This window comes from Cyclobacterium sediminis (assembly GCF_054781075.1).
On sequence record NZ_BAAGVC010000003.1, the window covers coordinates 470,120 to 484,353 of the forward strand.

Below are 14,234 nucleotides of genomic sequence, written 5' to 3' on the forward strand. Positions count from 1 at the left end.
TTTTTAATTAGATTTAAAAACATTGTAAAACCTCTGTTTAAACCATCCTATTGTGGTTTTTCATACATACAGATAACTTGACCTGAATCAGTTTGAAAGACCTCAAAGAATATTGATTATGAAAAATATTGTAAGTAATTGTTCTGAGCTATTGATATTTCAACAATTACCGGTTAGCTCTTCTTTTAGACCAAATTAATTCATGTCAGTTCGAACCATAAGCTCTTAGGCCCGAGAAGTCGGAATTGGATTGCGCTTATTTGGCCTTTTCCTAACTGTTATTCTTAGTATTGATTGCTAAGCCAAAAATAAGATTGATTTAACCTTGCTTGAATAGGCTAAAGTTTTCTCCATTCTTCAATAATAACCTGTATGTGATAGAAATCACCTTTACAGGGTTTGATAGCAGGTAAATTTGCTTCAGACAAAAAATAAAAATGTGAAAGATTATTCTAAAATATTTATTGTATTGGCTCGAGGTCTTTTAAGCTTATCCTTATTGTTGGTGACTCTCAGTATTTTTCTTGGGGCATTATTATTCCTAAGCTTTTGGTCTTCTCCTTCCAGCTTCCAAGTGGGCATGGAAGTTCCACAGCCGGGTATTATAAAGGATAATTCGATAAAAATGGTTACCGAAGAAGTCTGGACAGCACCGAACATGGCTGCAATGGAAAACGCTCCTAATGCAGAACAGTTAAGCTATGGACAGGAACTCATCTCCCATACTTCAGAGTACCTTGGCCCGGAAGGTAAGGTACTCCACATCTCCAATGGGATGAACTGTCAAAATTGTCATCTGGAAGCAGGAACCATCCCCTTTGGCAATAACTTCAGCGGAGTTGCCGCCAATTACCCTAAAATAAGGGCTAGGTCAGGGCTATCAGAAGGCATTCCTAAAAGAATTAATGATTGCTTTCAAAGAAGTTTAAACGGAGAAGCTTTAGATCCGAGCAGTGAAGAAATGAAGGCAATGGTAGCCTATTTGAAATGGATAGGGAAAGATGTTCCTAGAGGGCATAAACCTAAAGGCTCCGGAATTTACCAATTGGGATTGTTGGACCGGTCGGCAGACCCTATTCAGGGAAAGGCTATATATGAAAAAAAATGTATGGTTTGCCATGGAACAGAAGGGCAGGGATTGAAAGCCATTTCCGGCACTTCCTACATTTACCCTCCACTTTGGGGGGCTTCCAGTTATAATGATGGTGCAGGTTTGTACCGTTTGTCACGGTTTGCAGGCTATGTTAAAGCCAATATGCCTTTGGGGGCAACCTATAGAAAGCCTCTTCTCAGTGATGAAGAAGCTTGGGATCTTGCAGCCTTTGTCAATTCCATGCCTAGACCTAATAAAGATCTCACAGGAGACTGGCCGGATATCAGTAAAAAACCAATGGACCATCCATTTGGCCCCTATGCGGATGAGTTTTCCGAAAAGCAGCACAAATATGGTCCTTATCAAGAAATCGTAGCTGCAAGAAAATAAGGAATAATGAAAAAGATATTTACATTGTTGATTGGTATGATACTTTGGGATTCCGGCCATGCTCAGCAGGATTCTACAATTTGGAAACCAGAAATGAGTATAGGACTTCGCTCCTATTTTATGAGCACATCCTATGCAGATGATTTTAAAAATGAACATGCCTGGGGCCAAATGGCCAAGCTTTCATTAATGAGCAAGCTGCCTTATCATTTCCGGATAAAAGCAGAGTACTTGGGTTTTCTTAAAATTTTAAGTTCTGATTTTGGCACCCTAGATTCTCAGGTACCCAATTTAAACCGATATGAGGTTGGCCTATTTGATGTAAACCATTTGGATAGGACTGTCTTTGGCAAAATAGGCAACCTCCACTTGGAATACGCTTATGCCGACTTTAAAGCAAAACTTGGCCGTATGGAGGTAAATACGCCATTTATTAACGCTCAGGATGGGCGTTTGAGTCCCACGTATGTAGAAGGCATCAACTGGGAACTTCAAATAAACCCGATGATTTCGATAAACCACCACCTAATTACAGGGATTTCTCCCCGGTCTACAGGAAATTGGTTTTCTATTGGGGAAAGTATTGGCATGTACCCCGTAGGAAGAGATGTCACTGGACAGCCTTCCGAATATGCAGGAAATACCAATTCGGATTATATTCATATCCTTAGTCTAAAATACAAGTTTCAACCCAACTCCATCTTACTCCTTAATCATAATCTTGTAAACAATATCTACAGTAGTTACTTGGCCCAATGGGACAAAAACTGGAAGTTACCCAACAATTCCCTTCAAGCAATTTCCGGTATTCTGGCTACGGTCCAACATGGGATTGGGGAAGGTGGAAATGAAGAAATCAGCCTAAGGTATAAAAACCCGGAAGATTTCAATTGGGTGATTAGCGGAAAGCTGGGAATCAAATCCAAAAGAAGCTTATGGCATGTAAATTACACAAAAATGCAAGGGAATGGACGGTTTTTAAGCCCTAGAGAGTGGGGAAAAGACCCCTTTTATACGTTTATCCCTAGAGAAAGAAATGAGGGCCTCGGTCAAGTAGATGCCATCAGCACTTTTTTCCAACATGCTTTACCTAAAGCCTCCTTACAATTGTACAGTTATATGGGTGTCTATTTTCTTCCAAACCCTGCTGATCCTAAGAAAAACAAATACGCCATGCCCAGCTATGCTCAGGCCAATATAGGGGCACGCTATGTTCCAAAAAATTGGATGAAAGGTCTGAACTTCCATTTGATTCTAATGGGCAAAACAGCTTTGGATCAGGAGCATCTTCGACCCGCTTGGGTGTACAATAAGGTCAACCTTTTTCACACAAACCTTATTCTTAATTATACATTCCTGGGTAAATAATCTCGGAATAGCCTGGCCAACTTATTTTAGTGCTTGGACGGGCCATGCCTCCCCACCCTGAAAAAATTTGATTATCTTCAATTCACTTTGTATTAAGACTGAAGCCATCATCCGGGCTTTTATTGCTTAGAGATATTTTTTTTTTCAGTTCTAAACCTTTGGCCTTGGTGTACCATTGGAAATTATTTACAGTCTCTTTTAGGGCTTTTTCATTTATACTCTATAGCCAATCCTATCTTATAGTTAGGAAACTGGCTTTTCTAAGATTTGGGAATGGTTTCTTCACATTTTATTCTAGAAGTTTTAATAGGTAAGTATAGTATTTGCATGGATACAGTATAAATATTTTGCTCCTTTAAAAACGATTAAGATCCGTTAATGAATGGGCAAAATTTTTAACACAAAAACAAAGTAAAGGTGTCGGTGAAGGGAATCTTAAATACCCTTTCTCATTAAATTGCTTGGGTATGTAGATGAATCATTTGACCTCGATGTCCCAACTGGTAGGACCAACTTATACGGTTTAAATAGTGATCTCCTCTCATGAACACTTTATTCAAGAAATGTGAAGGCAAAAAAAGAAAGGCCTTCCCAAGCGGAGGGAAGGCCTAAAAAAATGTTATTTTAACAATTGAATTATTTATAAATGACGTCGGAATTTACTTGCCCATCTGTATTGAGGTACCAGCCTTGGTAAGAGTTCCCACCGGACTTAGCCCATTCAGAAAATTTGGTGTAAGCCTTTGTAAAATCTACTTTTTCCTGGGTGTAGGAAATACTTTGTGGAATATGCAATGCCCAGTTGAAGCCTTTATTGCTTGTGAAATAAGTACCTTCACCAATGGCACTAATATCATCTGCCGTGCTGAACCACTCTGTGTCCATAAGATCTGTAGGCTCCATGTTCATCAGGTGAACTTCTCTACCCCTGTCCTGATTGATAATCATAAACGGATTATAAGGGGCAGCTCCAAGGTCTGCTTTTCTTATTGATTCTTTGAATACAATCTTAACTTTTACTGTATCTGTACCATGATGAGTGTTTCCTGCCATAACATTGGCCATTACAGGAAGATTGTCATTCACATCATCCATTACAATGATTGTTGCTAATTTCTGTCCTTGTTCCACACCGGTTGACAAAGTCTTGATGGTACCTGTACTCAATCTTGTTCCTTCTACACTTAACACTTCATCTGATGATACCGGTAATTGAATTCCAAAACCATTGCGATAGCCTGCTCCTGTGGCTCTAACTACTGTAGTCAACTCAATTTCCTTGATACGGTTATTGCCATTTGAAATTTCATTAACATTGTAATCAATAACCAAATCATTCAAATCATAATCTCCAAAACTTGGCCATAAATCTTCAAACAACAGGGTTCCAAAAGTATTTTCTCCGGGAGAATAGTTATTGAATGCCCTTTCGGAATCTTCAGGATATTCATCTTCACTATCGGCTACTCCATCCTCATCCTTATCTTTCACATCGGTGTCTATCGGCACATAATCTGTTAAGTCCACACTCGTAATGGGGTTCCAGGTAGCATAAAACATTACATCATTAAAATCATGGTCACACCCGCTGTAATCTCTTCGAATGTCCTCCCATCCCATCAACAAAATTTGCTCAGTAGCATCATATAAAAACACCATTTGATCTCTAAGCTCCTCTTTTTCATTAAAGGTATTTAAATTTTTGTCAGCATAGAAGACGCCATTGCCGTAGGTCAAGTTTCCTCCTTGCCAGCCATTGGAAATCAAAAACCAGCCGATATAAGTGTCTTTTTCAAAAGCGCCATCTTTAGGTCCTACTAATTTCACTTTATTGCCCGAATGCAGCACGCCGTATTGAGCGTTAGGGAAAATTATTGTTTTGTTCTTGATATCCGCCGGAGTTTTTGGAGCTTCTCCTTCCTTGTACCAATAATAACCAATGGCATTTCTATAACTTCCTCCAGTATGCACATAAGTCACCCATACTTCTGCATCTTCACTTACGAAAAGCTCTCTTTTGTATTTATCACTTATCGCCTCAGGGTTACTTCTTCTAAGGTCTTCATTTTCCGGAAGGCTTGAATTAATATTTTTCAAGAGTTGATCGCTTATTTCATCTGAACCTACAAGATACCTTGGTTTACCTTTTGAATTCCAAGATCCTAAGGTCATGAAGGTTTCACTGCTGGCAGAAATTCTTTCAAAGGCATTAGTTGCAGTTGTTTCGAAAAATTCGTCCGCTAAAATAGAAGGATTTGCCGCATCAAAACTATAACTAATTCGCCCACCGGAAATCGGCACTATAGCCATTGGTTCAACTCCTATATAATCGGAGGTTATAAAAACCTGGTCTAGATAACTTGGAAGGTCTATTGTAACAGAAGCACTTCCTTGTTCATCCAATTTCACTGTTTGTAACAATGTACCCTCTTTTTGAGGATTTCCTTTGTATATTTTATACACCACATTAGACAAGGGGGCATTATCACTTCCCTTTGCTGAAAGGTCAACATTAACTGAAGTAGTAGTGGCAAAATCAAATCCTGAAGGTATATTTAATCCATTTTGATCAGCCTGAGTTACTGTTTCAGAAATTTCATTGATTGGGTCGCAGGCAAATAATGAAGCCGCAAATCCAAAGATCAGAAGTAAGCTATTGTTTTTCATATCTATTAGTTTTAAAAGTTTTCCTGTTTCGAATGATACAAACCTATAATAATTAGTGCTTGAGAAGTGAAAAACTCGTTAGACAGCATCTTTTGATAGATGAATTCCAAAATTCAGTGGATGAAATGATTTCATTTTATTTAAAAAATCAGGCTAGATTGAATACAGTTATTCCCCAATTGGAAAAGTAGTACTAAAAAAAGCCATTTCTACGGAGGGATATCGCCCGTAAAAATGGCTTGAAACTATATACGCAATAGACGACTATCTATTCCATAATTCAGGTTAAAATATAAATGATGAAGCACCCAAATGGTGTAAAAACCAACCGATAAGGGAGCCAATTTATTTAGCAGCAATGAATAAAATGGCACAATCTATTCTTCTTCAGCAAAAACAGCATTCTCAGGTTTGGAATAAAAAGCTTCCGGTTGGGCCTCCTGAGATAAATTGATTGAATTAAAATCTACCCTATTTCTTTCTTCTCCTATTTGTCCTTCTTCAGTTGAGTACCAGGCAATAGAGGTTGGAAGAAGTACTCCACCTACATTAGACCATTTGTCATAACTGATAAAATTAGGCCATTCCGGTTTTTTGTCTTTTCCAAATGTAGCCTTATAGGCAAGCCAGGCCATTTGATAAGTTTCCGGATCATAGTATAGGTAATATTCATCACCGGAAGAATTTCCCACTCCAGGCTCAAAACTTATTTTAATCCCCTGATAGGTTTCCCCTTTTATCTCTTTGTCTATTATTTTTTCATAATTCAAACCTTCATCTGCAAGAACAAAAGGCATGGCATAAAAATAAAACATAAGGTCATGCATAAAAGTAGGATTCCTTTGATATTTTCCTTCTTTGTTTAAAACCCAAGCTTTAATACCATCGAAACCAATTTCATAATCAGAAGTGGTTATCTTATCCATTCTACTGTGCAGGTCAACCGTGTGCTTTTGGCCGTCCGTAGGATCTCCAATCCTAAAGTTTAATGTTCTTCCTTTTTTCCATTGATCGATACCTCCGTGAGCTTCAAGTACTTTGGTAAAATCTGAGGGGTATTGGATTTGAGTTTGTTTTCCAGTATTTGTCTGACAAGCCACTATAAGGGCTGAAAGAAAAACTATTATAATAAGTTTGTTCATGTTTCCAGTTTTGATTGTAGTTAACCAATGTACGGTTATTTGAATCCAATAGTTGATTTTTTTGCCTTTGGGCAAAAGGTTAGTAGAATAAATTTCTATGATCCGGCGGTATTGTTACAAAACCATATCCCCTTCATGATTAATAATAAGTCGATCAATTGTACCTTTTTCTTTACTTTATGGACTCATGGACCAGGATGAATTGATGTATAATTAAGGCATATTTCTTTTTAAGTTGTCACAAAGTACTGCCGTGGCAATGGCAACATTCAAAGACTCTGCTTCACCAAACGCAGGAATGGTCAATTTTTGGGTGACAATTTTTTCAAGTTGACCAGAAATACCATTGGATTCATTCCCCATCAATAAAATACCGGTACTCATTTTTTCTAAATGATGAACATTTTTCCCTTCCAAGAAAGCACCATATATTGGAAGGTTAGATGCCGTTAATTTCTCCAACAAGTCTACATACTCAAAACTTAGCCTAGTGAAGGATCCCATACTTGCATTCAATACTTTTGGGTTATAGACATCGGCCGTATTTTTTGAAAGCAATATTTTCTCGATTCCATACCAGTCAGCAATTCTGATAATAGTACCCAAATTGCCAGGATCTCTTACGTCATCTAGCGCAAGAATCAAATGGTCATTCCCAAGAGTCAAAGGCTTATTCTCTTTTATTTTAGCCACTGCAAGTGCCTGATCATTTGATGAAAAAGTACCCAATGAAGCCAATTCCTTAGGCTTAACATCAACCTTAATTCCAGAAAAACCGGTTAGCAGTGAAGCATTTTCTTCTAAGTATTTTTCCGTACAAAGTAGATGGCTAACCGTATAATTGGAAAGCAATAATTCCGTTACATTTTTAGCTCCTTCCACAAAAAATGCACTTTCTTGTTTACGGAATTTTTTCTGGTGCAAGGATTTAATAAACTTAACTGTATTTTTGCTTAGCATTAGCCATGAGTGTTGTAGTGAAGAAGACCAAATATATAAATTTTCTTTTTTTGATCCATTTATTGTGGAGCTGTTCCCTGACCAGGGGACTCCAGGAGGGTGAACTTTTGCTTACTGATGTTAGCACCCAAGGGGTTGTTAAAAGTGATGGCGAGGCAATTAAAAATCTTATTCAGCAAAAGCCTAATACAAGAATTCCACTGATCAATATTTCTCCGGGAGTGATGGTTTACAATTTGGGCAATGCACTATATGACAGCAGTAAAATTGCCAAAAAAATACTGGAGGCAGAGCAATCCATCCAAAGTTCTGCAGAAAAAATAAGGCAAGGGAACACCTCAACAAAAGTAGAAAAAAGATACAACAAGCTTAATAATAAAATAAATGGCCTGGAGAAAAAACTAGAATATGGCAATTGGTTTATGCGTACAGGTAATCCTAAAGTCATTTTAGACAGTATAAAAACAGCTGTTTCAGCACAGCAAATAGCTATCTATCTTCAAAATAACGGTTTTTTTGACGCCAAAGTGAGAACAGCAATTGACAGCAACAAACAAAAGGCCAAGCTTACCTATTTAATCACCGAAAACAGCCCATATATTATAGATAGCTTGTTCAACACCAATGAGGATACTACATTAAATGGTGTTCTGAGAACCAATCAGAAACATTCTCTATTAAAAAACGGAGCGAGGTATAGTCAATCGAATATCACTAAGGAAAGGCAAAGAATAGAAGATATATTAAAGGCAAATGGATATTATGCATTTTCCAAATCTTTTATCGAATACAATGTTTACAAAGATACGGTGGAGAAACACGTGGTAGTGGAACAAATCATCAACAAACCAAACTCAGGTAAAAACCATGAGAAATACATCTTGGACTCGATCACTTTTTCTATAGCTCCTCCGAGTGATCTTATTGCAGATGAAAAGGAACAGACTTTCTGGAATGACATCAAATTTTCCATGTACCAAGACAATTATTCAGAAAAAATAATCAGTTCTAGAATTTTTCTCCAAAAAGGTGATTTGTACAATAAAAATGCAGTCATAGAAACCCAACGGCAATTGGCCAATTTGGATATGTTTAGGTTTGTAAACATATCTTTCGACACCTTAGCAAATATCATCAATACCAATATATACACAAGGCCCAACCAAAAGTTTCAAATAACCAATCAACTTGGAGCCAGTGTTACAGAACAGCTGCCAGGACCATTCTTCAGTCATTCTCTACAAAACAGAAATATTTTCAAAGGGTTGGAAATTTTCGAGTTTAATTTTAGGGCAGGTTTGGAAGGGGTTGCTTCAGCTACCACAGAAGGCGGTGTATACAGGAGCCGGGAACTATCTACTTCAGCCTCTATAATTTTCCCGCAGTTTTTGGTTCCATTTAATTTTGGGACCCTAGAAAAATTTGGTCGGTATAATCCCAGAACCAGAACCTTATTGGGCTACAGCTTTGTAAATCGTCCTGAATATATGAGGGAGGCCTTAAATACCATATTGGCTTACAACTGGGGTACCAGAAACCTAAAACAACAGTTTACTATCAACCTTTTGGACGCAAACCTTATCCGTTCCGACTTGGATTCGGTTTTTAGGGAACGTCTTGAAGAATTGCAAGCGCAAGGCAATAACCTGATTAACTCCTTTCTTCCCTCCTATGTAAGTAGCATTTCCGGTCAGGTAATCATTAATTTTAATCAATATGGATTATTCCAGAAAAATGAAGCTTCTATGTGGCGAATTTTTATGGAGAGTGGGGGCACCACTTTCAACTGGATTGACCCTGAAAAATTTGGTGATAATACTTTAAATTATTTTCAGTTTTTAAAATTTCAGTCTGATTTTAGAAAATATATCCCACTAAGTAATAAAAGCACCTTTGCCTACAGACTTAATTTAGGTTTGGCCAAGCCTTATGGTATCAGCGGCGGCGTATTGCCCTATGAGAAGTATTTTTTTGCCGGAGGGAGTACCAGCATCAGGGCTTGGCAGCCACGAAGGCTAGGTCCGGGCAGCTTTACTCCGGACTTAGATGATGATGGGACTTTTGATTACAGGTTTGAACAACCCGGTGAAATATTATTTGAGGCAATGTTTGAATACCGAAGGAAATTATTTGGTTATTTTGACGGAGCCATATTTGTGGACGCCGGGAATACCTGGACTTTTGCTGTTGACCCGTCAAGGGAGGGAACTGATTTTAAAGTCAATCGTTTTTACAAAGAAATAGCCGTAGGAACAGGTATAGGTTTGAGAATGGATTTTGATTTTTTGGTATTGAGACTGGATATGGGGATTAAGGCATATGATCCTGCCAGGCCGGAAAAAGAAAGGTTTATTCTCGATAAATTGTCTCTCGAAAATCCTCTAGGTGAGAAAGGACAACAAGTATTTAATATTGGTATAGGCTATCCATTTTAGCCCCATTAATTTACCCATTTAGCATGGAAAAAATAAAAAAAGAAATCATTGCGGAAAGATTTCAAAAAATACAACATCATATATGTGAGGCCTTAGAAAAGGAAGATGGAATAGGAAAGTTTAAAACCGACCTTTGGGAAAGACCCCAAGGTGGTGGTGGAGCTACAAAAGTGTTAACTGACGGTGAAATTATCGCCAAAGGCGGGGTAGCATTTTCTGCTGTTCATGGCCCAACACCGGAAAAAATCCTAAAAAAGCTTTCTCTGGAAGAGGCTGATTTTTTTGCTACCGGGGTTTCCATTGTTATCCATCCCATAAACCCTATGGTTCCTATTATCCATATGAACATCCGCTATTTTGAGATGAGCAATGGCACCTATTGGTTTGGAGGGGGAATTGACTTGACGCCTCACTTTGTGGACTTGGAAGATGCGAGTTATTTTCATAAGCAGCTAAAAGCACATTGTGATGCTTATGATGCTTCCTATTATGAAAAGTTTAAGCAATGGGCAGATGAATACTTTTACATTCCTCACAGAAAAGAAACCAGAGGAATTGGAGGTATCTTCTTTGACCGGTTAAGCGCCAATGAAAAAATGCCGTTCTTCAAGTTGCTTTCTTTTGTTGAGGGATTGGGCTATTTATTCCCAAATATTTATTGCCATTTTATGGCCAAAAACCATAAGCTCCCCTATGGTGAGCAAGCGCTCAAGTGGCAAGCATTGAGGCGAGGTCGGTATGTAGAGTTCAATTTAGTTTGGGATGCAGGCACCAAATTTGGGTTGGACACCAATGGACGCACAGAAAGCATTTTAATGAGTATGCCTCCGGAAGCCAACTGGGTTTATAACCAAACACCTGAATCGGGAAGTGAAGCTTCAAAAACACTTGAACTGTTGAAAAAAGGAATCAACTGGATTAAAGATTAGCCTATGATTGATAGCATCGCACACTGGGACGAACAGCTTTTCCTTTTTTTGAATCAAATATACGCTTCTTGGTTGGATCCTGTAATGTTGCTCATTACTGGCAAATACATATGGATACCTTTCTATATATTCTTATTATTTCTTCTCGTAAGAGTATACAAAATGGATAGTATTTGGTACATCCTAGGCCTAATTCTAGTGATTTTACTGGCTGATCAATTTACTTCAGCCTTTATGAAACCATTTTTTGAGAGGTTACGTCCTTGTCATGATCCCCGCTGGCAGGGCATAATTTTAAATTATTCGGGTTGTGGTGGATTGTATGGTTTTGCCTCATCTCACGCCGCCAATACTTTTGGTCTGGCTGCTTATTTCCAAAAGGTAGGAGCCAAAAAGATCCCCAATTTTAGTTGGTTATTCTTGTGGGCGGCCATCGTATCTTATACCAGAATATATTTGGGTGTACACTATCCGGGTGATGTCCTTGTTGGGGCGCTGGTTGGCATTCTATCAGGTTGGCTAGTTTACTGGATAATCATTAAAGTGAAAGCATTTTGGACGGAGAATAAAACCAAAAATCGACTCAGTAACCTTTGAGCACTCTTTGGATGTATTTTCCAATAATATCAAACTCCAAGTTGACAATATCTCCAGGTTGTAACAAGTGAAAATTGGTGTTTTCATAAGTATATGGAATTATCGCTACGCTAAATAGCCCCTCTTTTGAATTGAAACAGGTAAGGCTTGTACCATTGACACAGATTGATCCTTTTTCTACTGTGACATTTCCTTTATCGGGTTGGTATGAAAAATTAAACACCCAGCTTCCATCCACCGAATCAACAGATAAAAGCTCCCCTGTTTGGTCAACATGTCCTTGAACAATGTGGCCATCAAACCTTCCATCGGCAGGCATACATCTTTCCAAATTAACCAAATGCCCAACCTTTAGTTTGCCAAGGTTGGTTTTCTGTAAGGTTTCGTCTATAGCTGTAACCCTGTACTCATTGGTATGGACTGCAACCACTGTTAAACAAACTCCATTATGGCTAAGGGATTGGTCGATTTTTAAGGCTGAGGCCAGGGGACTTTCAATATCAAAATGGATATTACTTCCTTCTTCCGTTATGCCTTTAACCTTGCCAATAGCTTCTATTATTCCTGTAAACATTGTTTTATATATTTGACCGTTACTAGCAAAAATCCTATTTCAAAAAAGGCTTTCATCCATCTCAAATTAATGCCTAAACCTCCTTCTTCTAGGATTTATTCTTCATAAACGATTGCTCAATAAGGCTGGTTCAATTCTAAATCATTGGCTATGCCTAAAGAAATGACTAATTTCAATTGAAACCTGAAAACCTTGGTATAATTCCTGATTAGATGACAAAGTAAGGCATTTTTAGCATTAACTTAGCAATCCAATCAGAATATGAAGCATTCAAAAACATGTTTAAACTGGAAGATAGTTACTTACATAAAGGCAAAAGGAGAGCTTTGATACAAACATTGAGAAGCAAAGGCATTCACAATGAAGCCATTCTGGAAGCTTTTAACAATTTACCCAGGCATTTCTTCTTCGATTCTGCCCTACTGAGTCATGCCTATGAAGACAAGGCCTTTCCCATAGGAGAAGGGCAAACCATATCCCAGCCTTACACGGTTGCGTTTCAAACCGAGTTATTGAACATACACCCAGGGGAAAAAGTATTGGAAATAGGGACAGGATCGGGATATCAGGCAGGAATTTTGTATTGTCTGGGAGCAAACGTTCATTCCATTGAATACAATAAGGTCTTGTATGAAAGAACGAAAAAGTTTTTACCTAAGATTGGGGTTAAAATAAAACATTATCTTGGAGATGGAAGTTTGGGTTTACCAAATCAGGCTCCATTCGATAAAATCATTGTGACTGCAGGTGCACCTGTAGTTCCTAAGACCCTGTTATTGCAATTGAAATTAGGTGGGATCCTGGTAATACCTGTAGGAGATCGAAGAAAGCAGCAAATGTTAAAATTAACTAAACAAACCAACAAACAGATTATGAAAGAATCTTTTGACAACTTTTCATTTGTTCCCCTTCGGGGAGATGAAGGTTGGGAATATAAGACCTGACTATGAAAAAATCATTCAAGCATGTAAAGGATTCGGTGGTTACCATGACAGAAATGGTGCTTCCGAATGACACCAATACCCTAAACAACTTAATGGGCGGTAAATTGATGCATTGGATGGATGTGGTAGCGGCTATTGCTGCCCAACGTCATTCCAACTCAATTGTGGTCACTGCATCGGTAGATAATATTTCATTCAAAAACCCAATCGCTCTAGGTAACGTTGTCACTTTAAATGCACAGGTCACCCGGGCATTTAACACTTCCATGGAGATTTACATAGAGGTTTTTGCAGAGGACATTCCGGCCAATAGCAAGTATGCCTCACACAAAGCATTCTTCACTTTTGTGGCCGTTGACAGTGAAGGGAAACCTGTGAAAGTTCCCGAACTAAAACCTGTTAATGAGCAAGAAGTAGAACTATACAAAGGGGCATTAAGAAGAAGACAACTCCGGCTCATTCTTGCTAAAAGAATGGATCCTAAGGATGCCACAGAATTATTAGCCCTTTTTGATATCGATGGGATCGGTCAAAAGGAATAAATTTTGTACTTTCATAAGCTTATTCCAAAAAGATGAACTTAAAAGAACTGTCATTATTTCTAACCGATGAAATCTTTGTACTCCAAGAGGAAGTCAAAGAAAAGCTCGCTGTAAATAAAATTGCCTCAAGGCTGGATTTGGGTTCCTCTTCTGGCTCGGAAGAAGCCAATGAGCCGGAATCTCCGGCGATGGTAAAAGAGCATGATCCGGAACCCATTCCTTATGAAGGGGAGTTCAAGCAATCAATTCTGGTAATCTATCAGGGAGATGAGCTTAAAGAAAGCAGCAGGGCATTTCTATTTAAGATCTTCAGTGCGGTAAATCTTTCCTTAAAAGACATCGCATTGGTATCAGAACTTTCATTAAAAGGAAGCAACGAGGACCCTTTGGAACAACTTAACCCTGAAAAGATGATCCTATTCGGGACCATATACCATCCCTTGATGGGGATGAAAAAAGAAAATTATCAAATTACACAGGAATCCATTGGTTATTTCTTTGCAGACGATTTAGATACCTTAGAAAAAAACGTACCGCTAAAGAGAAAACTATGGGATACATTGCAAATATTTTTCAATATTAAAAAATAGTAA

General features: G+C 38.3%; 12 protein-coding genes. 8 read left to right on the forward strand and 4 right to left on the reverse strand.

The annotated features are described in order from the left end of the window. Positions 1–439 precede the first annotated feature (439 nt). Positions 440–1,483 carry a c-type cytochrome gene (locus ACYVHJ_RS04255; RefSeq protein ID WP_339903601.1) on the forward strand — a complete coding sequence of 348 codons (1,044 nt, stop codon included), beginning with the start codon at positions 440–442 and terminating at the stop codon, positions 1,481–1,483. A 6-nt stretch (positions 1,484–1,489) separates the two neighbouring features. Beyond that, a complete protein-coding gene (locus ACYVHJ_RS04260; RefSeq protein ID WP_460512842.1) occupies positions 1,490–2,851 on the forward strand; it encodes an OprD family outer membrane porin in 1,362 nt (453 codons plus the stop codon). 636 nt (positions 2,852–3,487) lie between these two features. Here ACYVHJ_RS04260 and ACYVHJ_RS04265 read toward each other — a convergent pair. From ACYVHJ_RS04265 to ACYVHJ_RS04275, 3 genes are all read right to left on the reverse strand, one after another. Beyond that, complete coding sequence (locus tag ACYVHJ_RS04265) at positions 3,488–5,518, reverse strand: LruC domain-containing protein (RefSeq protein WP_460512844.1); 2,031 nt, start codon at positions 5,516–5,518, stop codon at positions 3,488–3,490. A 377-nt stretch (positions 5,519–5,895) separates the two neighbouring features. Further along, positions 5,896–6,660 (reverse strand): DUF6503 family protein, encoded by a 765-nt coding sequence (locus ACYVHJ_RS04270; RefSeq protein WP_460512846.1) that lies wholly within the window; start codon positions 6,658–6,660, stop codon positions 5,896–5,898. Between the two features lie 213 nt (positions 6,661–6,873). Beyond that, positions 6,874–7,620 carry a TrmH family RNA methyltransferase gene (locus ACYVHJ_RS04275; protein ID WP_460512848.1) on the reverse strand — a complete coding sequence of 249 codons (747 nt, stop codon included), beginning with the start codon at positions 7,618–7,620 and terminating at the stop codon, positions 6,874–6,876. Between the two features lie 50 nt (positions 7,621–7,670). Here ACYVHJ_RS04275 and tamL point away from each other — a divergent pair, with 50 nt between their 5' ends. From tamL to ACYVHJ_RS04290, 3 genes are read left to right on the forward strand one after another with little or no spacing between them, the layout of a single operon-like run. After that, on the forward strand, positions 7,671–10,055 hold the full coding sequence (gene tamL / locus ACYVHJ_RS04280; RefSeq protein ID WP_460512850.1) for a translocation and assembly module lipoprotein TamL: 2,385 nt from the start codon (positions 7,671–7,673) through the stop codon (positions 10,053–10,055). A 23-nt stretch (positions 10,056–10,078) separates the two neighbouring features. Next, on the forward strand, positions 10,079–10,984 hold the full coding sequence (hemF, locus tag ACYVHJ_RS04285; protein WP_339903070.1) for an oxygen-dependent coproporphyrinogen oxidase: 906 nt from the start codon (positions 10,079–10,081) through the stop codon (positions 10,982–10,984). A gap of 3 nt (positions 10,985–10,987) precedes the next feature. Further along, positions 10,988–11,581 carry a phosphatase PAP2 family protein gene (locus tag ACYVHJ_RS04290; protein ID WP_460512853.1) on the forward strand — a complete coding sequence of 198 codons (594 nt, stop codon included), beginning with the start codon at positions 10,988–10,990 and terminating at the stop codon, positions 11,579–11,581. On the opposite strand, the gene ACYVHJ_RS04295 is transcribed toward ACYVHJ_RS04290, so the two are convergent. Further along, positions 11,568–12,155 (reverse strand): riboflavin synthase, encoded by a 588-nt coding sequence (locus ACYVHJ_RS04295; RefSeq protein ID WP_460512855.1) that lies wholly within the window; start codon positions 12,153–12,155, stop codon positions 11,568–11,570. The two genes, ACYVHJ_RS04290 and ACYVHJ_RS04295, sit on opposite strands and share 14 nt — an antisense overlap. Before the next feature lie 278 nt (positions 12,156–12,433). Between ACYVHJ_RS04295 and ACYVHJ_RS04300 the strand changes: the two genes are divergently transcribed. From ACYVHJ_RS04300 to ACYVHJ_RS04310, 3 genes are read left to right on the forward strand one after another with little or no spacing between them, the layout of a single operon-like run. Next, positions 12,434–13,099 carry a protein-L-isoaspartate O-methyltransferase family protein gene (locus ACYVHJ_RS04300; protein ID WP_460512857.1) on the forward strand — a complete coding sequence of 222 codons (666 nt, stop codon included), beginning with the start codon at positions 12,434–12,436 and terminating at the stop codon, positions 13,097–13,099. 2 nt (positions 13,100–13,101) lie between these two features. Next, positions 13,102–13,641, forward strand: a complete 540-nt coding sequence (locus tag ACYVHJ_RS04305; RefSeq protein ID WP_460512859.1) for an acyl-CoA thioesterase — start codon at positions 13,102–13,104, stop codon at positions 13,639–13,641. A gap of 32 nt (positions 13,642–13,673) precedes the next feature. Further along, complete coding sequence (locus ACYVHJ_RS04310) at positions 13,674–14,231, forward strand: hypothetical protein (protein WP_460512861.1); 558 nt, start codon at positions 13,674–13,676, stop codon at positions 14,229–14,231. The last annotated feature ends 3 nt before the right edge of the window (positions 14,232–14,234 follow it).

What these genes read in the sequence shown, in the direction of transcription:
- ACYVHJ_RS04260 (WP_460512842.1), top strand. Translation starts at nt 1,490, where the DNA reads ATGAAAAAGATATTTACATTGTTGATTGGTATGATACTTTGGGATTCC.
- ACYVHJ_RS04265 (WP_460512844.1), bottom strand. Translation starts at nt 5,518, where the DNA reads ATGAAAAACAATAGCTTACTTCTGATCTTTGGATTTGCGGCTTCATTA.
- ACYVHJ_RS04270 (WP_460512846.1), bottom strand. Translation starts at nt 6,660, where the DNA reads ATGAACAAACTTATTATAATAGTTTTTCTTTCAGCCCTTATAGTGGCT.
- ACYVHJ_RS04275 (WP_460512848.1), bottom strand. Translation starts at nt 7,620, where the DNA reads ATGCTAAGCAAAAATACAGTTAAGTTTATTAAATCCTTGCACCAGAAA.
- hemF (WP_339903070.1), top strand. Translation starts at nt 10,079, where the DNA reads ATGGAAAAAATAAAAAAAGAAATCATTGCGGAAAGATTTCAAAAAATA.
- ACYVHJ_RS04290 (WP_460512853.1), top strand. Translation starts at nt 10,988, where the DNA reads ATGATTGATAGCATCGCACACTGGGACGAACAGCTTTTCCTTTTTTTG.
- ACYVHJ_RS04295 (WP_460512855.1), bottom strand. Translation starts at nt 12,155, where the DNA reads ATGTTTACAGGAATAATAGAAGCTATTGGCAAGGTTAAAGGCATAACG.
- ACYVHJ_RS04300 (WP_460512857.1), top strand. Translation starts at nt 12,434, where the DNA reads ATGTTTAAACTGGAAGATAGTTACTTACATAAAGGCAAAAGGAGAGCT.
- ACYVHJ_RS04305 (WP_460512859.1), top strand. Translation starts at nt 13,102, where the DNA reads ATGAAAAAATCATTCAAGCATGTAAAGGATTCGGTGGTTACCATGACA.
- ACYVHJ_RS04310 (WP_460512861.1), top strand. Translation starts at nt 13,674, where the DNA reads ATGAACTTAAAAGAACTGTCATTATTTCTAACCGATGAAATCTTTGTA.